The organism is Shewanella sp. ECSMB14101 (assembly GCF_000773485.1).
GTDB lineage: Bacteria > Pseudomonadota > Gammaproteobacteria > Enterobacterales > Shewanellaceae > Shewanella > Shewanella marisflavi.
Genome location: NZ_JSFF01000021.1, coordinates 54,864 through 74,036, shown reverse-complemented (window position 1 = coordinate 74,036; position 19,173 = coordinate 54,864). Strand labels below are relative to the sequence as shown.

Here is a 19,173-nt window from a genome sequence, read left to right as displayed (position 1 = left end):
TTTGCTACAAAGTGGTAGTTATGCCTAAATGCCATGATCTTATTAGCCTGATCTACACTAAATGAGAGGATTTCGGCGGTTTAAACCGTCAACCGGAGGAATAGTGATGGATAGGCGGTATCTTATTACGGCATTTGTTTATGCCTTGCTCGGGCTCGCCTTAGGGCTTTATATGGCGGCCTCTCATAATCATGGTCAGCTGGTGACCCATGCACATATCATGATGATAGGTTTTCTAATCTCTTTTAGTTATGCACTTTGTTATCGCTTGTGGCTTAAGGCTGCACAAGGAAAGCTGATGACGGTGCAGTTTATCTTGCATCAAGCGGGCACCATTGGGGTGGCAATTGGCCTGTTTCTACTCTACGGTGAGTTTGTTGCCTTGGAGGTGGTGGACCCTTTTTTGGCACTCGCCTCCTTTAGCGTGTTTGCTGGCGTCTTGCTGATGATGATCCAGCTGATTAAGACCAAAGCGCCTGCTGCTTGAGACAATAAAAAAGGTGAAGCACTGCTTCACCTTTTTATTTCGCTAAATTGCATCGCCAGTGGCTATTACCTGCGACTACTCGCCTTGTTCAACGCCTGCGCGATTGATCAAGAACTGGGTCAATAATGGTACAGGACGACCCGTAGAACCCTTGTTAGCACCGCTGTTCCAGGCTGTACCGGCAACGTCCAGATGTGCCCAGTTATACTTCTTGGCAAAACGCGACAGGAAGCAGGCCGCCGTGATAGAACCGGCTGGACGACCACCCAGGTTGGTCATGTCGGCAAATGGGCTTTCCAGGTGCTCTTGGTACTCATCCCACAGTGGCATGCGCCATGCGCGGTCACCACTTTGCTCGCCCGCATTGAGTAGCTCGTGGGCCAGTGGGTTGTGAGAAGAGAAGAGGCCTGAGGCGTGTTTGCCTAGGGCGATCACACAGGCACCGGTGAGGGTTGCCGTGTCGACGACCAGCTCAGGATCGAAGCGCTCGACATAAGTCAGTACGTCACACAATACCAGGCGACCTTCGGCGTCGGTGTTAAGCACCTCAACGGTCTGGCCAGACATAGTGGTGAGAATATCACCTGGGCGATAAGCGTTGCTCGATGGCATGTTTTCACAACCTGCCAGCACACCAACCACATTGATGGGCAGTTTCAGCTTACACAGTGCCAGCATGGTACCAATGACACCTGCGGCGCCGCCCATGTCGTATTTCATCTCATCCATGGCTTCACCAGGCTTGAGTGAGATACCACCCGAGTCAAAGGTCAGTCCCTTACCCACCAGTACAATAGGCTTCTCTGTGCTGTCCACCGCGCCTTTATATTCCATAACCGTCATCACTGATTCGTTATGGCTGCCGCGACCCACGGCCAGGTAGGCATTCATGCCCAGCTTCGCCATCTGCTCTTCGCCAATCGTGCTGACGGTGAGATTTTCGTGGTTTTCGGCGATTTGACGCGCCTGAGAGGCCAAGTAGGCTGGATTACAGATGTTAGGTGGCATATTAGCCACGTCACGGCACAGGTGAGTCCCGCTCGATACGGCCATGCCATGTTCGATGGCACGTTCGCCTACTGTGAGTTCGCGGCGGGTCGGTACATTAAATACCAGTTTGCGCAGCGGACGACGAGTCTCGCCTTTGCGTGTCTTAAGTGCGTCGAAACAGTAGAGACTATTTTGTGTAGACTCAACGGCTTCGCGAACTTTCCAATAGGTATCACGGCCTTTAACGTGCAGTTCGGTCAGGAAGCAAACGGCTTCCATTGAACCTGTTTCGTTTAAGGTGTTGATGGTCTTAGTGATAATTTGCTTGTACTGGCGTTCGTCTAGTTCTCGTTCTTTGCCACAACCTACAAGAAGGACGCGTTCACTTAACACGTTAGGCACATGATGCAACAGTAGCATCTGACCCGGTTTACCCTCTAAATCGCCGCGACGCAGCAAGTTACTAATGTAGCCTTCACTGATTTTATCCAGTTGCTCAGCAATACCTGAGAGGCGTCTAGGTTCATAGACACCAACGACTATACAGGCGGAACGTTGTTTTTCCGGGCTGCCGCTCTTAACGCTAAACTCCATGAGCTCTCCTAGATTCTTAAAGACAAATATTATTATTTATTAGATAATGTCTGCTTGTGTCCAAAACGGACCTAAAATTGGTACACCAAATGTTAGTTTTTCAGGTGTTTTTCTGCCATTTTTAGTTAAAGGCTGGTCACAAAACTACCAAAAGTAGACAGTCTACATGAAAAGTGGGCTGATACCAGCATAAATATAAGTTTAGGGACTGGATCCTGCCTGTGATTGTATTTAGATACTTGATTCGTGAAGTTTTAAAAGCGCAGATGGCGGTGCTTTTAGTACTGTTAGCTATTTTTATTAGCCAACATTTTGTTCGTGTACTCGCAGATGCGTCCGAAGGCGAGTTTCCCGCCTCTCTAGTGATGACTCTCTTAGGTCTCAACCTTCCCTACCTCGCGGTACTCGTGGTGCCATTAAGCCTATTTTTAGGGATTTTGGTGGCCCATGGTCGTATGTATGCCGAGAGTGAGATGGTGGTTTTTCACGGCGTCGGGATCAGTGAGTGGTATGTCACCCGCGTCACCCTGTTACTAGCCATCGCCAATATGCTGTTTACCGGCTTTTTATCCATCTATGTGACGCCTTGGGCCGAAGAGACCCAAAACCGAGTGTTGGAAAATGCACAGTCGGAGGCTGGCCTTGCGGCCTTGACCCAAGGGCGTTTTCAAACCAGTCCTAATGGCCGGGCGGTACTGTTTGTCGAACGTATCGGTCGGGATAATCAGCTCGATAAGGTGTTTGTGGCTCAGCTGCCAGATCCTGAAGACGTTGCGAGCCAGTCCAATATCGTGGTGGCTCAAGGGGGCAGCGTTGTTGAAAATGAAAGCGGCGAGCAGCGTCTTAAGCTCAATGACGGTATTCAATATCAGAGCAAGGGCAATCAACTCGACTATCAAGTGGTGCAGTTTGCTGGCTACGAAATGCAGATCAAAGAACAGGAAGTGGATCAGCGTCGCCGTAAACTATCGGCCCTACCTATCGATCAACTGCTGGACACTGAAGGCCCTGAGGCCGTGGCCGAGTTCCACTGGCGTCTGGCAATCCCACTGGCAATCCCCTTTATGACATTGATCGCCGTGCCCATGGCAAGGGTGAATGTCAGGCAGGGCAAGTTTGCCAAGATGTTCCCGGCGATTTTACTTTACCTTGGCTATTTCGGTTTGATGATTGCAGGGCGTAAGGCGCTCGAAGATGAGGTGGTACCAGCATATTTGGGGATGTGGTGGATCCACGCCTCGGCCCTAGTTATGGGGATATTATTGCTGAGTAAGGAGCGTCCTACTGGGGCCAAGCTTTCTGGCTTGATTAAGCGTAAGAAGGTGAAGGCATGAAGATATTAGATTTATACATAGCTCGTGTTTTGGTGAGCACCTCGGCCCTGTGTCTGTTGGTGTTGACAGGCTTGTCAGGCATCATCAAGTGGGTGGATCAGCTGCGCCTTGTGGGGCGGGGCACCTATACCATGGTCGATGCCGCTATTTATGTACTGTTTCTGATCCCTCGTGACATTGAGATGTTCTTTCCCATGGCGGTGCTCTTAGGGGCTTTGATCGGCATGGGCATGCTGGCGTCGAACTCTGAGCTGGTGGTGATGCAATCATCAGGCTTGTCCCGTTTTCAGATCACCCTGTCTGCGATGAAAACCGCGGTGCCCTTGATGATTTTAGTGATGGCCTTAGGCGAGTGGGGAGCCCCCGTTGCCGAGCGTCACGGTAAGGAGTTACAGGCGGTTAAGCTCTCAGGCGGTAGTCTATTTAAGTCGAGTCGTGGTATCTGGGCCAGAGATGGCGATCTGTTTGTAAAAATCGGTGAGATTGAAAACATCAATACCCTGCATAATGTTGTGCTGTATGAGTTTGACGATAACCTCAACCTGGTGGGCACCATTGAAGCGAGACGTGGTGTTTATTCGAGTGATCATTGGCGACTGCTGGATGTGCGCCAGACCAATATCTCTGCTGAAAAGGTGAGCCAGACGGACCTGACACTGTTCCGCTGGGAATCGACCCTGACGCCCGATAAGCTCAGGGTCGTCTCGGTGAAACCTGAGGCGTTATCGATTCAGGGATTGGTGGGTTATCTCGAGTATCTGCGGGTAAACAATCAGGATTCAGGCCGTTATGAACTGGCGCTGTGGCGAAAGATCATGCAGCCGATAACGGTTGCGGTCATGATGTTGGTGGCGCTGTCGTTTGTGTTTGGCCCACTGCGTACTGTCACCATGGGTGCACGTGTGCTATTAGGGGTGATGGCAGGTTTCAGCTTCTATATCTGCAATGAGATCTTTGGCCCCATGACGCTAGTGTACGGCCTGCCAGCCATATTGGGGGCCGTGATGCCGCCCATTATCTTTAGCGGCGTGGCGATCTACTATATTCGAAAATAGCGCAGGCTGATTAAATCCTGATGCTAAGCAGACTAATAAAAAAGGACCCTAGAGGTCCTTTTTTCATGGCAGGTTAATGCGGCCAAAGTTGCGATGGGCCGCTATCTGTCAAAATGAACTGCTTATACAGCTATCACAAATCAGCCATTAAACGCCGTGCCAGTTACGCATCTGATTGGCTTCTTTGGACAACACCACCACCTCTGAGCGGGTCATCATATCTTGCAGCGCCAGCTTGTCGCCGTTGATTAAGATCCATAAATTACCTATCCCCAGCAGAGACCAGACCAGGCGAGCGCCGGCTGTGATCATGCTCAGGCACTGGCCGTTAGGATGTTGGATCTTGAGGCGCCAGGCGCGCATGCCCAAGGTTTGGCCACCACGACTCCAAAACAGCACATAGAAGAAACCGACACACAAGGCGATCCACAGTTGGTACAACCCTTTGTAAAGCGGCGTCGCGTTGAGCAGATCTGAGACATGCTCGAATCCCTGCATTGAGATCAAGCCACTGCTGGTGAGGGCAATAAAGACACCAAAGCCGATGGCACCGGCCACCATATAGACGGCAACGGCCAGTAGGAGATCGTATACTATTGCGCCCATACGGCGAATGAAACCGGCTCTGGGGAAATTGGCATGTTCAATATTAGACATCTTGGGCCTACATCATCTGGTTAAAGGCATAAATGGGGGGCTATTCTAGCTAAGTTAGTCTTGGCTTTCATCTCGGATAAAGCGGATGTCGCTAAAGCCGAAGCGGGCAAACTCCTTCTGACGATAGTCTTTCACCGCCTGAGAGCCCTTGGATGTCATGGCGACTTGAGCCTCCATGGCGAGATAACGAGTCAAATCTATCCCTTCTGCGGCGGCGACTGCCTCATAGATATCGTGGTACTTGTCGTAAACGAAGTTGATCTCTTTGTACTGATTTTTAAAGGTATAACCGACTCTACGGGCCATAATATTCTCTTACTGATAAATTGAAGCGCAGCGGATAATGCTAATCGATGGCGTACACCATATAGCAGGCATCATCCGGGTAGCTATCTAATGATTTGTCGATTATACGCGATTTAAATCCCAGGCGTTGCCAATATGTGTGTGCGCCGCCCACGGCCACCAGTGAGATGCTTGGCAGTGACAGACGTTTAGCCTGAGCAAGCAGACGGTCGAACACGGCGGTGCCAGCACCTAGGCCACGGGCCTTGGCGGAAAAAGCGATATCGTGCAGGTAGAGGGTTTCTTGCTTTTCCAAGGTGTCCAGTACCTGCTCCAGACTCGGCGGGGTATCACGCTGCCAGGGATGCGCCAGGCAGTATCCGATAACTGTGTCATCTTGAGTCACCACACAGCAGGTGCTTGGTGAGAGCATTGCCTTACTCTGCAGGGCGGTCTCGGATTCGGGCTCTATGTTGGGGTAGCACTCATCTTGTATTACTAATATGGCGGGCCAATCCTGAGTCTGTATTTCTCGTATCTGCATAAGTCGGGCTTAAATGGGGTAAAGGCTAGATGTTCGCACAGCTTGTAGGGCTTATCAATGGCATGGTATGGCTGTTTAGATTAGCAAAAACAAATGTGTAATTTGGCTATTTAACTCAATTATTCAGTCTGTTATTCTCTCAGACTTGGTGACTTTATCGTTTTGTCAGTCATTCGTTGCCCAAGTTGCCAAGCTAGGAAGATATGCGCTCAATATTAAGCAGGCCTTAAATTTTCTTGAAGGAAATGGGCTTTTCTCATGGAGAGAGACAGTGGACTTTTTACTTCTTACCGATAACTTACCCTATAGCCTAGCACTGGCATTCGTGATCTTACTGGGATTGGTTGAAGGCCTGTCTATGGCCTTTGGTCTGAGCCTGTTTGGTCTACTAGACGATATGACACCCATGGAGATGGACGCCGATGTCGATAACGGCGTGTCTGGTGTCACAGGCGTTGCCGGCTGGCTCTGCCTGGATCGTTTACCGCTACTTATTTGGTTGGTGTTAGCCTTAACCAGTTTTGCCATCGCGGGCTTTGCGATTAATTATCTGGGGCTGACCTTTGTGACGTCACTTTCTCCCGTGATGAGTATTCCTGGCGCCCTGGTGTTAACCGCGCTCTCCTGTCGTTTCCTTGGCAGTCGCCTTGCCGATCTACTTCCGAAAAACGAATCTTCTGCCGTCTCTGTTGATGAACTGAGCGGACTGGTGGGGGTCGTAACCTTAGGTTGCGCTCGCAAGGGATTTCCTAGTGAGGCCGTGGTACGAGATATCTATCAGCAGAAACATTATGTACTGGTGGAGCCCGAGTTGGCCGGTGAAGCCTTTTCTCAGGGCACCTCTGTGGTACTCCTGCATCGCAACGGCAAGGTATGGTCTGTGGTGCAGTTTAACGATGACCTTTAACTTTCGGCGAGCCTGAGGCTCGTCATTTTACCCGCTTGATACAAGTGATTTAGATTAAGGATGAAAAATGAATGAAATTGAAGGAATAGGCGTCTCATTGGGTGGCAGCTTTGTTTTTATTGCCATTGGCGCTGCGCTTATCGGTCTCTTGGTTATCGGCCTGATATTTGCCAAGTTATACCGACGGGCCTCGAAAGAGACCGCCTTTGTCAGGACGGGTTTTGGCGGGGAGAAGATCATTAAAGATGGCGGTGCCATCGTATTGCCCGTGTTACATGAAACCATCGCGGTCAACATGAATACCCTGCGAATCGAAGTGGAGAAGATGCAGAAAGATGCATTGATCACCAAAGATCGCATGCGGGTCGATGTGCGCGCCGACTTCTATCTGCGTGTGGCGCCAAGTGTCGAGGGGATCTCCATGGCGGCTCAGACACTGGGTACGCGTACCACCCGTGTCGAAGAGGTGAAGAAACTGATGGAGTCTAAGTTTGTCGATGTGCTACGTGCGGTGGCGGCAGAGATGACCATGACAGAGATGCATGAACAGCGCGCCGACTTCGTGCAGCGGGTACAGAATAATGTCGCCAACGATCTGGAGAAAAACGGTCTCGAGCTGGAGTCGGTATCACTGACAGGTTTCGACCAGACCGATCTACAGTTCTTTAATGAAAATAACGCCTTCGATGCTGAGGGTCGTGCTCGCTTGGCGAAGATCATCGAAGAGAAGCGCAAAGAGACCAACGACATCGAGCAGGAAAACCGCATCAAGATAGAGCAGCGTAACCTGGAAGCCGAAAAAGAGTCGCTTGAGATCGAGAAGGCGGAAGAGGAAGCGCGTCTAATTCAACAACAGGCGCTGGAGTTTAAGCGTGCCGAACAAAAGGCAGAGATCCTCAAGAAGCAAGAACAGAAGACCCGTGAAGAGCGCGAGGCGGAGATCGCCAAGGAGCGCGCGGTAGAGACGGCGCAGATCGAGAAGACCAAAGATATCGAGACCCGTGAGATCGAGAAGCGTAAAGCTATTGAGCAATCTCGCATCCAGCAGCAGCGCGATATTGAGGTGGCCGAGCAGGATAAGCAGATCGCCGTGGCGCAGAAGTCGGAAGAGGAATCCGCTGCGCGCGCCAAGGCTGCCGAGGCCGAGAAGCTCAAAGTTGAGAAAGAGGAAGCGGTTATTACCGTGCGTCAGGTGGCCGAGGCTAATCGTCGCAAAGAGATCGAAGTGATCGACGCCCGCAAGGAGGCCGAGCGTGATGCGGTTGGCGTAACGGTGGAAGCGGAAGCCGAGAAGCGCGCCGCCGAAGATAAGGCAAGCGCGATCCTTACCGAGGCAAAAGCGGCGGCGGATGCCAAGAAGCTTAAGGCCGAGGCCGATGAGAAGGTGTATGCGGTCGAGGCGGCCGGTAAGCAGGCGCTGCACGAGGCGGAAAACGTGCTGAGCAGCGAGCAGATCGAGCTGCAAAAAGCGCTGGCGATGCTTAAAGCCTTGCCTGAAGTGGTGGCCCAGGCGGTTAAGCCGCTGGAGAACATCGAAGGGATTAAGATACTGCAGGGCTATGGTACCTCTGGTGCTACACAAGGTAGCGGCGAGACGGTATTGAGCCAGGGCGGCATTGCCGAGCAGGTCACTTCGGCGGCGCTGAACTACCGGGCTAATGCGCCTATCGTCGATGCCATGCTTAGAGAGCTAGGCATGGTCGATGCCAAAAAGGGCGGACTCAATGATCTGCTCAAAGGTCATAACATGATCACTAACGATATGCTTGGCTCGGGCGAGTTAGCCGAAGAGAGTCAAGGGGCGCACACTCCTTTAAATGGCAAGACGCCACGCGAGGGCGAAGTCGCTAACTAAGCTTAATGGTGCTGACGAGTCACGTCAGCCTGCGAGATAAAGCTGTCGGTAATAGAATGAAAAAGGCTAGCGTATTGCGCTAGCCTTTTTATTTGTCTGTTAGTTTAACTAATACCAATCACAGTAAGTGAGCAGTTGTTTACTACCATTGGTGTAAGTAGCGCTGCTCCAGATGGTGCTTGAAGTGCACCGGATTAAGCACCTCGCCGGTTACCTGGGTGACTAGGGCATCAGTGGTCAGCAGAGACCCTTGCGACCAGATGTGTTGTTCGAGCCAGGCCATGATCTGCCCCATCTCTCCCGCCTGAATCAGACTGTCGATATCACCGAGTGTCTTGACCATGCTCGCCTTAAACTGGGCGGCATACATGGCCCCCAGGCTATAGCTTGGGAAGTAGCCCAGCTCACCGACCGGCCAGTGAATATCCTGCATACAGCCGTTGCGATAATCTCCCTTAGTGGAGAGCCCAAGCAGGCTTTGCATCTGGTTGTCCCAGAACTCGGGAAGATCGGCGACCTGCAGACTGTTATCGACCAGCCCCTTCTCCGCCTCGAAACGCAGCATGATATGGCAAGGGTAGGTCACCTCATCGGCATCCACCCGGATCTGGCCTGGCGTGACGCGTTGAACCAGATGAGTCAGGGACTGGTTGGTTAGAGCTGTGCCTAGGTGTTGATTAATCTTCTCGGTCAGCAGGACAATCATTGCCGGGCTTCTGGCCAGCTGCATCTCGAAAAACAGGCTCTGGCTCTCATGGATAGCCATTGAGCGAGCCAGCCCCACAGGCTGAGTGCGCCACTTTGGCGGCAGCCCCTGTTCGTAGCGGGCGTGGCCTACCTCATGGATGGTACTGTAAAGCGAGGTGATGAAGTCGGTCTCATCATAGCGAGTGGTGATCCGCACATCGCCGGGCATGCCACCTGAGAAGGGGTGACTGCTGGTGTCTAGTCGGCCCTGATTAAAATCAAATCCTAAGAGTGTCATCACATCCAGGTTGAGCGCCTGCTGGGCTGCCGCGCTGGTGTGTGGCACGGGCGCCGATGGCCAGCTCTGCTGCTTGGCTTGTACCTGCTTAATCATATCTGGTAGCCAGGTTCTGATTTCACCAAAGACTTGATTCAGTGATTCGGTGCGGGTGCCGGGCTCAAACTTATTGAGTAGCGCATCATAAGGCGACAACTGCTGCGCCTCACCTAAGATCTGTGCCTCTTCGCGCACCAGGGCAATCACCTGCTCCAGGTTGGGCTTAAATCCCTGCCAATCATTATCCTTGCGTTGCTGGCGCCAGGCATGTTCGCAGGCATAGGTAAGTGCCGTCTTTTGCTGTACCAGCTCGCCGGGTAGGGCGGTGGCTTGCAGCGTCTGATAGCGCATCTCTCTGAGGTTAGCGACTTGTTCGCTCGACAGGGCTTCTTCGCCCGCAGCGGCTAATCTATCCACCAAATCTGGCGCCGTCTTTAGCCCGTGGATATGCAGTGCCAGCTCGGCCATGGCATCGCCTCGGGCCTGACTGCCGCCACTTGGCATCATGGTCGCTTGGTCCCAGTCACCCAGTGCTCTTAGGTGTTCGAAGTGGTGGATCTGTTTAAAGGCAGCGCACAGGGCGTTGTAGTGCGGTGTTGCCGAATCTTGGTGCTTGTTCGCTGTCATATTGCCTGTTGAATTTCAGTGGATCAGGCTGACATGCTACCACGAGATAGGGCAGAAGGAAGTGTCGATGAGATAGGCCGTCTTGGCTGAGACGACCTATTTAAGTCTAGTTAGGCTTTTAGCAATGCTAAGGCGGGCAGACGATTGCCCGGATAGACGCGATAGGCCTTATGGTGTTTGATGCAGCTGGCTTTCTTGTCACCCTGGCTCAGCAGGAGCGCGTGTTTAACGGCGCTTTGGGCGATAAGCTGCTCATCGGCACGTATGTAGAGTGTGATGGGCTTGAGGAGTTTGCCGTCGACCAGATGCTGCTCATATTGCTCGACCGAAATCACCAGGCTGTTTTGACCATCGCTGTCGAGCTTGAGTTTGCCGCTGACTTCGCAGTCGAGAATAACTAGCCAATCTTGAGCTTCAAGTTCGGCAATCATCGCCTGTAGTGACTCTCCTACCTCATGGTTTGCCATGGCGGGCAGGTATTGGGCCTGGATGCGCTCTAATAGCAAGGGTAACTGAGCATTTGCACCGCGGCTACGTCCCTCTCTTACCCAGCGGGTGAGGTCGTCGGCCACCAGTTTAGAGAAGCGGCGCTCTTTGAGTGCCTGGGCCATCCAGTTGCAGATAAAGTGGCTTTCGGCCGCCGGGGTCTTGATGCTGGTGGGGTTGTCGTTACGTGCCGTTAAGGCTGCCAGCCCGGCTTCGGCTAACGCCAATAGGGCCTGATTATAGCTTTGCTCTGTCATTGCGTCTCCGCGCAGAAATGGGATAAGAATGCGCTGCCAAGTATACCCTATCGCCGCGATGAGCAATATGGCGCAGGCAAAGAAAAGCAGGCGCTGGGCCTGCTGTGTATTTAAGATTTTACCAAACTGGCAGCGGTGAGGATCAGCTTGGGCTCGGCGCGCACCTTGTAGTTGGGATTGAGGTATTGAAAGTGCACCAGCCCAGTTTTATCTGTGATGTAGACGGCGGGCACCGGCAGCACTAAGCGCTCCTCTCCGGCCGCGTTTTTCCACAGGCGGTTGTTAAGTTGCATCTTGCTCATGTAACGCTCGGTAATGCTTTGGCTGCTAAAGTAGGCCAGGCCGAAGGCGCGCATGGCGTTGAGATCGGCATCGGAGACCAAGGTATAGTTGAGATCGTTTTTGGTCATCGAGGCGCGCAGTTCCTCCGGCGCGTCGGGTGAGATGCCAATTAATTGAAAGCCCATCTTGAGTAGATCGCCCTCGATCGCTTGGAGCTGACCCATCTGAGCATTACAGAAGGGGCACCAACCGCCGCGATAGAAAAAAATCACGCTGGGTTTACCCTGGAGGAGTTGCTTTAGCTCCACAGTCTCTCCCTTGAGATCTTTGACTAACACCTCAGGCACTTGCTGGCCGTTGAGGAGCGGTGAGATAGTCGTCGGGCTTTCTGCGATAGGCTTGACTGTAACAGGCTCAGCCGTCAGCGGCAGACTCATCAGGAGTAGCAACAGTGTACCGAGGAGGGGATTGGGGGTTTTAGTCATCAGGGAGCCTTTATTGTTATATGTGGACTGTTTTATCTGTCGAACAGACCCAGGCGGGCGATTTAAACTTTCATCCTGATGTGGAATTAATCGATGCGATCAAAAAAGGCACTGTTAAGTGCCTTAATTGATTAGATAATAATTTTGTGACCGTACGTCGATTATTTTTGCTTCTTAATTTTCGCGTTAGATGAGTTCTTTACCTTGACCCGACGAGCGCCCATGTTCTTCTCGGCGACCACCTGAGCACCGACATTGTCGCTGCGTTGCTGCTTCTTGGCAAAGCTGCGACGTTTCTGCAGCTGTTTGATCAAGAGATCGCGACTGCCTACCTCGTAGCCAGGGATAGTGACTCGGCGGATCTTATTGCCGATCAATTTTTCGATATCGGCCAGAGTTCGCTCTTCTTCGCGGCTCACCAAAGAGATGGCGACGCCACTGCGTCCGGCGCGGCCGGTACGACCGATGCGGTGAACATAGTCTTCTGCCAGGAAGGGCAGGTCGAAGTTAACCACATATTCCAACTCAGGAATATCCAGGCCACGTGCCGCGACTTCGGTCGCGACCAGGGCGCGTACCTTGCCCTCTTTAAATTCGCGCAGGGCGCGGCGGCGGTTGCCTTGGGCTTTCTCACTGTGCACCACAGCCGAAGGGATGCCATCCAGATTGAGCTCCTTCACTAGGGAGTCGGCGGCCTCACGGGTGGCGGTAAATACCAACACCTGTTTCCAGTTTTTCTTACCGATCAGTTCAGACAGTAGCTCACGCTTGCGGCGTTGCTCGACTGGATAAACCACCTGGCTGACGGTCACTGCCGTCGTGTTCTGCTTGTCGACGGCGATTGACTTAGGCTTGACCAGCATCTCGTTGGCCAGTTGCTTAACGGCGCTGGAGAAGGTAGCTGAAAATAGTAAGTTTTGGCGATCGCGATTTACCGACTGCAAGATCTTCTGGATGTCTGAGATAAAACCCATGTCAAGCATACGGTCGGCTTCGTCCAGCACCAAGAAGTCGACGTTGGAGAGGTTAAGGTTACAGGCTTGAATGTGCTCCAGTAGACGGCCAGGGGTAGCGACTATGATGTCGGCGCCTTTCTTCACCTTGGCTGCCTGGGTGTCCATCTTAACGCCACCGTAAACCGTCAGCACTGAAATAGGCAGATAACGGCTGTACTGCTTGATGTTGTCGGCCACCTGAGCCACTAGCTCACGGGTTGGGGCTAGAATGAGTGCGCGGGTATTTGAGCGCTGTGTCTCGGCCGGGGTATCAATCATCTTCTGCAGGATAGGCAGGGCGAAAGCGGCGGTTTTACCTGTGCCGGTTTGCGCACTGGCCAGCACGTCTTGTCCACGGCGGATAGCCGGGATAGCCTCTTTCTGAATAGGCGTCATTTTTTGGTACCCGCACTCTGAGACGGCGCGCAAAATCTCGGGAGCAAAACTGAAAGATTCAAATTTCATGGGATATCCTGTTGTTTACCTTTTAAAATAACGACATATCAGATTGAGTTTAGTCCAGACTCGAGCTGTACCTTAACCCATAACGACCCTAGGCCACAAAGGCGGCCGCGGAGTATAGCAAAAATTTTGGTTAAAACCTGCACTTTTATTGCCTCGAGGCAGAGAGGTGTTGGTGATTTGGGTCATTTGACACGATAGCGAGCTGAACTAACCTTATTAGGTTAACTCTTGGAGGTTGTCATTGGCACGGAGGCTGAGGTGGAATGTTTCTATACTCGAAATCTAATACAGCATCCTACTTGCTATAGGGGATGTCATGTCGATAAATGTCTTGATCGTCGATGATTCGCTGAGTGCCTGCCGTGTACTCAGCCGTCACTTCTTGCTGCTTGATGTCGACAAGGTGGAGTTCTGCCGTGATGCTCGCAGTGCCATTCGCACCCTAAGTAAATACAGCGATGACTACCAGATAGTGGTGGTTGACCTGCATATGCCAGAGGTGGATGGCATAGAGTTTCTGATGCGCCTGAGCAAAATGGAGTTCAAAGGGGGGATAATTATCGCCTCCGGCATGGAGTCGCGTATTGTCGAGGCCGCCTCTCAGCTGGTGGAAGCCTCGAAACTCAGGTTGCTTGGGGCGCTGATGAAACCCGTCACCACAGAACAACTTAGGATCTGTGTTGAGCGCTATCGCCTGATGGCCTACCAAGGTGTCGGTGCGCGCCAGAAAGGCTTGATGAGCATCACAGAGATCCGCCGCGCGATCAACTCCAACAAGATCATTCCTTATTATCAGGCGCAAGTTGACATTCTTAGCGGCAAGATAAAGGGCTTCGAGGTGCTGTGCCGCTTGCAACAGGGTAATCGCCTGCAGCTGATCACACCTGATATGTTTATCGATGTGGCCGAGTGCAACAATGCCCTCAACAGCCTGACCACTAAACTGCTTAATAATGCTATTCCTGAGTGGGCGCTCATCAGTCAATTTGACTCTTGTCGGCAATGCCACCTGTCGATCAACCTGAGCCCTAAGCAGCTCAATCAGAGTGGTTGGCATACCCGCTTGATTCAATATTGCGAACAAAATCTCTTGTCGCCTTCGCGCCTCACGGTAGAGATCACCGAAAATCAGGTGCTGGATAAGCAACGCCAGCATTCCACCATCAGTCAGTTGAGGATGAATCGTATTGGGGTAGCGATTGACGATTTTGGTACAGGTTACACAAATCTTTCTCAGCTCTGCACTTTGCCGATCAGTGAGTTGAAGTTAGATCGCAGTCTGGTTCATGGCATACATAAAGATCCTGTTTCCCAGACAATCTTAAAGTCGATGCAGGCCATTAGCGGCAAGCTCGGCATACATCTTGTGGCCGAAGGGGTTGAAGATATCCATGATCTTAACTACCTGGAGCAGGTGCCAGATATCTCCTTGCAGGGTTATTTAATCTGTCGGCCCAAACCCTATAGCGAGCTGGTACGTTGGTTAAAGGCGCGAGAGCGCCTGGTTCAAGCCTGAAAAAAACAGCACCCTGGGGTGCTGTTTTACTATCGCTTAAATAGCTTCTGTAACCTTGAGGAGCCAGTTTAACTCTGCGCCCTGCATCAAGGGGCTTAATGTCTCTCTGACTCTCTGATGGTAGGCATTAAGCCATTGGGTTTCAGCATCTGTGAGTAACTGCTTATCGATCAAACGGGTGTCTATGGGGATAAGCGTAAGCGCATGGAACTCGTAGATCTCGCGCTCGGCGCTGGCCAAGGCCTGACATGTTTGGACAGCGATCAGGTTTTCGATGCGTATGCCAAAGGCATCGGCGCGGTAGTAACCTGGCTCGTTTGATACCACCATGCCCGGTAGTAAAGGTACGGCATTGCTGTTCTTGGCGATGCGCTGTGGGCCTTCATGGACGCTGAGGAAGTGGCCGACGCCATGGCCCGTGCCGTGGTCGTAGTCAAAGCCATGCTGCCACAGGTATTGACGGGCAAAGCCATCGAGTTGCTGGCCTGTGGTGCCTTTGGGGAATCTGGCTTGATCCAGAGCGATATGCCCCTTCAAGACTAGAGTCACCATCTTGCGCTGCTCGTCTGTGACCTCACCGATAGCTATGGTGCGGGTAACATCTGTGGTGCCATCAAGGTATTGGGCGCCAGAGTCCACTAGATAGATGCTGTCCATGGTCATCATGGCGGGAGTGCCATTGTTGTGATTGTAGTGGCACATGGCCGCGTTGGCGCCAGCGGCCGAGATGGTGTCGAAACTTGGCTCGCGATAGAGAGGATCTTCCAGGCGGAAACTCTCCAGCTTGTCGGCCAAGGTGCCTTCATCATAAAGGCGCTTCGCCGCCACTTCGCTGTCTAGCCAGGCGAGAAAGCGGCTCACGGCAACGCCATCGCGAACATGGCAGGCGGTCAGCCCGGCAAGCTCGGCTGGATTTTTCTGTGCCTTGGGCAGGGCAACCGGATCTTGACCGGCTATCAGCTTGGCGCCGGCTTCTTGTGCGGTTAGCTGCATCCAGGCATTGGCACTGTCTGGATCGGCCAGCAGTTTGACGCCCGCTAATTGTTCCAGGGCGGCGGCGAGCTCGGTCTCGGCTCTAAATTCGACGCCAGCGCCGACGTGCTCAACAATGCCTTCTGGCAATTTCGCCAGATCGGTAAACAGCGTCATGTCGCCATTCTTGTACAAGAGCGCGGTGCCCAGCACTACGGGAAGACGAGGGACGTCACTGCCACGAATGTTCAGTAACCAACAGAAGGAATCGAGGGCGCTGATAAGGGAAACATCGGCTCCGCTACCGGCAACCTCTTGGCCAATCTGGCGGCGCTTTTCCAGGCTGGAGAGTCCAGCGCTTTGCTCGCTAAATAGGGTGATAGCTGTGCTTGATGCCGCGGGTCTTTCCTGCCAGTGCAGATCGATAGGGTTTTGAGTGACAGGTACCAGGGCGATACCGGCGCGTTGGCATTGGGCTAGGGCCTGTTGCTGCCAACTTAGGGTATGCAGGCGCGGATCGTAACCTATGCGATCGCCTTCACTTAGCTGGGCTATCAGCCAAGGGATCTGCGGCGTGTCATGCAGACTCTGGTATTCAAATAGCGTGGCGTCTACCTGTTGCTTCACCTGAACCGTGTAACGGCCATCGATGAAGATGGCGGCACTCTCTTTGAGCACTATGGCCATGCCAGCCGAACCGGTAAAACCGCTAAGCCACAGGAGTCGCTCGTTACGCGCCGGCACATATTCTCCCAAGTATTCGTCGGCCCGTGGCACGATAAAGGCATCGAGTGAATGATTGAGCATTTCGGTTCTCACGGCGTGTAGACGTTGTGCAGTTACAGATGTCATGTAGGCTCCTCTTTTGGCCATCTATGGGTGGCTTAATGTGCAGGGATTATCTCAGTTGCGGCCAAGACTTGGAAGGGAAGTCAACAAAACTGCTGAGTTGTCGGCGTAAACCTTAGGTGAACTTAGGTTGTTTTCAAGTGGCCTGAGCCAGATCGTTAATCGCTCTTGGCACATGGATCCAACACGTATTGGCTAATTAAGCTCAGTGCAGACTGGTAAATTGAGTCATGAGTCAGTATTTTGCATATAAATAGCCTGAAGATGAGATCCTGATGCCAAGAAATGTTTGGGTGTTAACCCTGGCGCAAGCTTTTGCCATGAGTGCCACGCCCATGATGATGTTGCTGGGTGGATTGATTGGTGCCCAGCTTGCGCCCACTCCCGCTCTGTCAACTCTGCCTATCGCCGTGATGGTGATTGGGGTTGCGCTGTCAGTTGTGCCCGTGAGTCGTTTGATGCGCCGCTTTGGGCGTAAGAAGATTTTTCTCTTGGGCAGCGCGCTCGGGATGTGCGGCGGCCTGTTGGCCGCCTTTGCTACCTTGATGCAATTCTTTATACCTTTTTGTATTAGTGGCCTGCTGCTGGGCGCGGCTGGGGCCATAGTGCAGCAGTACCGCTTTGCGGCGATGGAGTCGGTCGCGCCAATCGACGGCGCTAAGGCGGCCTCTCGTGTGCTGGTTGGTGGCTTAGTTGCTGCCTTTATGGGGCCTGAACTGGCGGTGCTGGGGGAGAAATTGTTCGAAACGCCCCATGTTGGTGCCTTTCTATTTCTGATCTGCGTCTGCTTGCTGGCGGGATTGGTGCTCTGTTTTTATCAGGATAACCAGGAACATCAGGCGGCGGTTGAGCTAACACCTCAGCCAGTACGCCCCCTTGGTCATATTTTGCTGCAACCCTCTATTTGGACTGCCATAGGCGCAGCGACTATAGGCTATGGCATGATGAGTTTTATCATGACGGCCACGCCACTTCACATGCATCATATGGAGCATTACTCGCTAGCCGACACCAAATGGGTGATTCAGAGCCATATTATCGCCATGTATTTCCCCTCACTGTTTAGCGGTTACCTAGTGGCTAAGTTTGGCACCAGCCGTATGATGCTGGTGGGCTTGCTGGCCTATGGGGTGACCATTACAGTTGCTTTGCTAGGGCGAGAGTTACTCAATTACTGGGTGGCACTGGTGTTACTTGGCTTAGGGTGGAACCTGCTATTTGTGGCTGGGACTGTATTATTGTCCCGTCATTATCATAGCGAGGAACGTTTTAAAGTTCAGGCGTTTAACGACGCTTTTGTGTTTGGTTCTCAGGCTGTGGCCTCATTAAGCGCTGGCTGGGTACTGCATCAGCTCGGTTGGGAGGTGATGTTGCTTAGCTGCATTCCATTACTTGCCATACACTTGTTGTTGATGGCCTGGGGTAGGGTACCGATTGACCTCAGTATACAGACGGCAGAGGAAAAAAATCGCTGACCCTGCATAAGGCTTGGTGGAAATTCAATCAAAGCAAAGTGTTAGTATGATTTTGTGTAGCCTAATGCGGCTATTTTTATGATAAAATTCGGCCATACATAACTCTCATTGTCTCTGTAATGAGATAGCTGGTAACGGAGCTCGCTATGCAATCCCTCACCATAGATATTGGCGCGACAACGGCCTTGTTTGAAATCGAGACTCAGGGGCGTACCGAACAGTATAAGATCGCCACGGGTGAGCATTTTACCTGGGACGATCTTAATCGGCATATTGCCGATATCGAAGCGGACTATGGATTGACCGATTATGCACTTGGGGTGGCCGTACCAGGCTTAGTCAAGCAAAACACTCTCATTGCCTGTAAGGTGGCGCCTAAGCTCAATGGACTCTCTTTGCAACACCTTCATACCCAGGCTCGTTTCAGTCTGATCCACAATGATATCGATGCCGGCATGTTGGCGGTGTGTGATCCAAAAAATGCTTGCGAATTACTGCTGATGAGCGGCGCAGGGATAGGCATGGCAATCGCTATCAAGGGTGAGCCGTTTCTCGGGGCGGGTGGCGTTGCCGGTGAACTGGGTCATTGCCGGGTGATGAGTGAAGGCGGCGAGTACAGTTTGGAGCAGCTGGCCAGCGGCGAGTCGATCCGCATCAGAGGCCTTAAGAGCCCGCAGGAGCTTTACCGTGCGGGCAGTTACTTAGGGATGGGGATTGCCTGGGCGATCAACCTGTTCAACCCTAATCGTATCTGGTTGGCAGGCCCTATGATGAATCAGCCCGACTACTATAAGGGCTGTGTTGAGTCTCTGAAGCAGTTGGCACTGACATCGCCACTCAGTGATGTCAATATCGCCCGGGTCGATGATATGGAGACCCTGGTTTGTCGTGGCCTTAAGGTGTTGCTCGATAAGCATCAGCTAGAAAAAGAACAAGCCTAATCGACTCTAGTGTATGACGCCGTCTGAGAGATATGAGACTGCTGCCGTGATGTGAGGCTGTAGTTTATCTGATAAAAACACGCCGATACAT

General features: G+C 52.3%; 17 protein-coding genes. 8 read left to right on the top strand and 9 right to left on the bottom strand.

Translation table 11 applies throughout. The features are described from left to right. Window positions 1-106 precede the first annotated feature (106 nt). Window positions 107-487 carry a hypothetical protein gene (locus NY07_RS14980; RefSeq protein ID WP_033540161.1) on the top strand — a complete coding sequence of 127 codons (381 nt, stop codon included), beginning with the start codon at window positions 107-109 and terminating at the stop codon, window positions 485-487. 75 nt (window positions 488-562) lie between these two features. Here the strand turns inward: NY07_RS14980 and pepA are convergent, their stop codons facing one another. Next, on the bottom strand, window positions 563-2,071 hold the full coding sequence (pepA, locus tag NY07_RS14975; RefSeq protein ID WP_033540160.1) for a leucyl aminopeptidase: 1,509 nt from the start codon (window positions 2,069-2,071) through the stop codon (window positions 563-565). A gap of 221 nt (window positions 2,072-2,292) precedes the next feature. Here pepA and lptF point away from each other — a divergent pair, with 221 nt between their 5' ends. Both lptF and lptG read left to right on the top strand, forming a co-directional pair. Then, complete coding sequence (lptF, locus tag NY07_RS14970) at window positions 2,293-3,405, top strand: LPS export ABC transporter permease LptF (protein WP_033540159.1); 1,113 nt, start codon at window positions 2,293-2,295, stop codon at window positions 3,403-3,405. Next, window positions 3,402-4,460, top strand: coding sequence for an LPS export ABC transporter permease LptG (gene lptG, locus NY07_RS14965; RefSeq protein ID WP_033540158.1), 1,059 nt, complete (start codon window positions 3,402-3,404; stop codon window positions 4,458-4,460). Before lptF ends, lptG begins: the two co-directional genes overlap by 4 nt. A 147-nt stretch (window positions 4,461-4,607) precedes the next feature. Here the strand turns inward: lptG and NY07_RS14960 are convergent, their stop codons facing one another. From NY07_RS14960 to NY07_RS14950, 3 genes are read right to left on the bottom strand one after another with little or no spacing between them, the layout of a single operon-like run. Next, window positions 4,608-5,117: an RDD family protein gene (locus tag NY07_RS14960; RefSeq protein ID WP_033540157.1), complete on the bottom strand. Its 510-nt coding sequence runs from the start codon at window positions 5,115-5,117 to the stop codon at window positions 4,608-4,610. A gap of 54 nt (window positions 5,118-5,171) precedes the next feature. After that, window positions 5,172-5,423, bottom strand: coding sequence for a DUF2960 domain-containing protein (locus NY07_RS14955; RefSeq protein WP_033540156.1), 252 nt, complete (start codon window positions 5,421-5,423; stop codon window positions 5,172-5,174). Window positions 5,424-5,463: 40 nt separating this feature from the next. Continuing rightward, on the bottom strand, window positions 5,464-5,946 hold the full coding sequence (locus tag NY07_RS14950; RefSeq protein WP_033540155.1) for a GNAT family N-acetyltransferase: 483 nt from the start codon (window positions 5,944-5,946) through the stop codon (window positions 5,464-5,466). A gap of 271 nt (window positions 5,947-6,217) precedes the next feature. Between NY07_RS14950 and NY07_RS14945 the strand changes: the two genes are divergently transcribed. Continuing rightward, window positions 6,218-6,853, top strand: coding sequence for an OB-fold-containig protein (locus NY07_RS14945; RefSeq protein ID WP_033540154.1), 636 nt, complete (start codon window positions 6,218-6,220; stop codon window positions 6,851-6,853). Between the two features lie 67 nt (window positions 6,854-6,920). Beyond that, window positions 6,921-8,708, top strand: a complete 1,788-nt coding sequence (locus tag NY07_RS14940; RefSeq protein WP_033540153.1) for a flotillin family protein — start codon at window positions 6,921-6,923, stop codon at window positions 8,706-8,708. Window positions 8,709-8,850: 142 nt separating this feature from the next. On the opposite strand, the gene NY07_RS14935 is transcribed toward NY07_RS14940, so the two are convergent. The 4 genes from NY07_RS14935 to NY07_RS14920 form a co-directional block, all read right to left on the bottom strand. Continuing rightward, window positions 8,851-10,359 carry a carboxypeptidase M32 gene (locus tag NY07_RS14935; RefSeq protein WP_033540152.1) on the bottom strand — a complete coding sequence of 503 codons (1,509 nt, stop codon included), beginning with the start codon at window positions 10,357-10,359 and terminating at the stop codon, window positions 8,851-8,853. 110 nt (window positions 10,360-10,469) lie between these two features. Next, window positions 10,470-11,102, bottom strand: coding sequence for a DUF2913 family protein (locus NY07_RS14930; RefSeq protein WP_033540151.1), 633 nt, complete (start codon window positions 11,100-11,102; stop codon window positions 10,470-10,472). Between the two features lie 110 nt (window positions 11,103-11,212). Then, window positions 11,213-11,869 carry a peroxiredoxin-like family protein gene (locus tag NY07_RS14925; RefSeq protein ID WP_033540150.1) on the bottom strand — a complete coding sequence of 219 codons (657 nt, stop codon included), beginning with the start codon at window positions 11,867-11,869 and terminating at the stop codon, window positions 11,213-11,215. A 161-nt stretch (window positions 11,870-12,030) separates the two neighbouring features. Next, window positions 12,031-13,329 (bottom strand): DEAD/DEAH box helicase, encoded by a 1,299-nt coding sequence (locus tag NY07_RS14920; RefSeq protein ID WP_033540149.1) that lies wholly within the window; start codon window positions 13,327-13,329, stop codon window positions 12,031-12,033. 316 nt (window positions 13,330-13,645) lie between these two features. On the opposite strand from NY07_RS14920, the gene NY07_RS14915 reads away from it, so the two are divergent. Further along, window positions 13,646-14,845 carry an EAL domain-containing response regulator gene (locus NY07_RS14915; protein ID WP_033540148.1) on the top strand — a complete coding sequence of 400 codons (1,200 nt, stop codon included), beginning with the start codon at window positions 13,646-13,648 and terminating at the stop codon, window positions 14,843-14,845. Between the two features lie 36 nt (window positions 14,846-14,881). On the opposite strand, the gene NY07_RS14910 is transcribed toward NY07_RS14915, so the two are convergent. After that, on the bottom strand, window positions 14,882-16,669 hold the full coding sequence (locus tag NY07_RS14910; RefSeq protein ID WP_033540147.1) for an aminopeptidase P family protein: 1,788 nt from the start codon (window positions 16,667-16,669) through the stop codon (window positions 14,882-14,884). Window positions 16,670-16,941: 272 nt separating this feature from the next. On the opposite strand from NY07_RS14910, the gene NY07_RS14905 reads away from it, so the two are divergent. Together NY07_RS14905 and NY07_RS14900 are read left to right on the top strand one after the other, a co-directional pair. Then, window positions 16,942-18,141, top strand: coding sequence for an MFS transporter (locus tag NY07_RS14905; protein ID WP_033540146.1), 1,200 nt, complete (start codon window positions 16,942-16,944; stop codon window positions 18,139-18,141). Window positions 18,142-18,287: 146 nt separating this feature from the next. After that, window positions 18,288-19,082 carry an ROK family protein gene (locus tag NY07_RS14900; protein WP_033540145.1) on the top strand — a complete coding sequence of 265 codons (795 nt, stop codon included), beginning with the start codon at window positions 18,288-18,290 and terminating at the stop codon, window positions 19,080-19,082. Window positions 19,083-19,173: the final 91 nt, after the last annotated feature.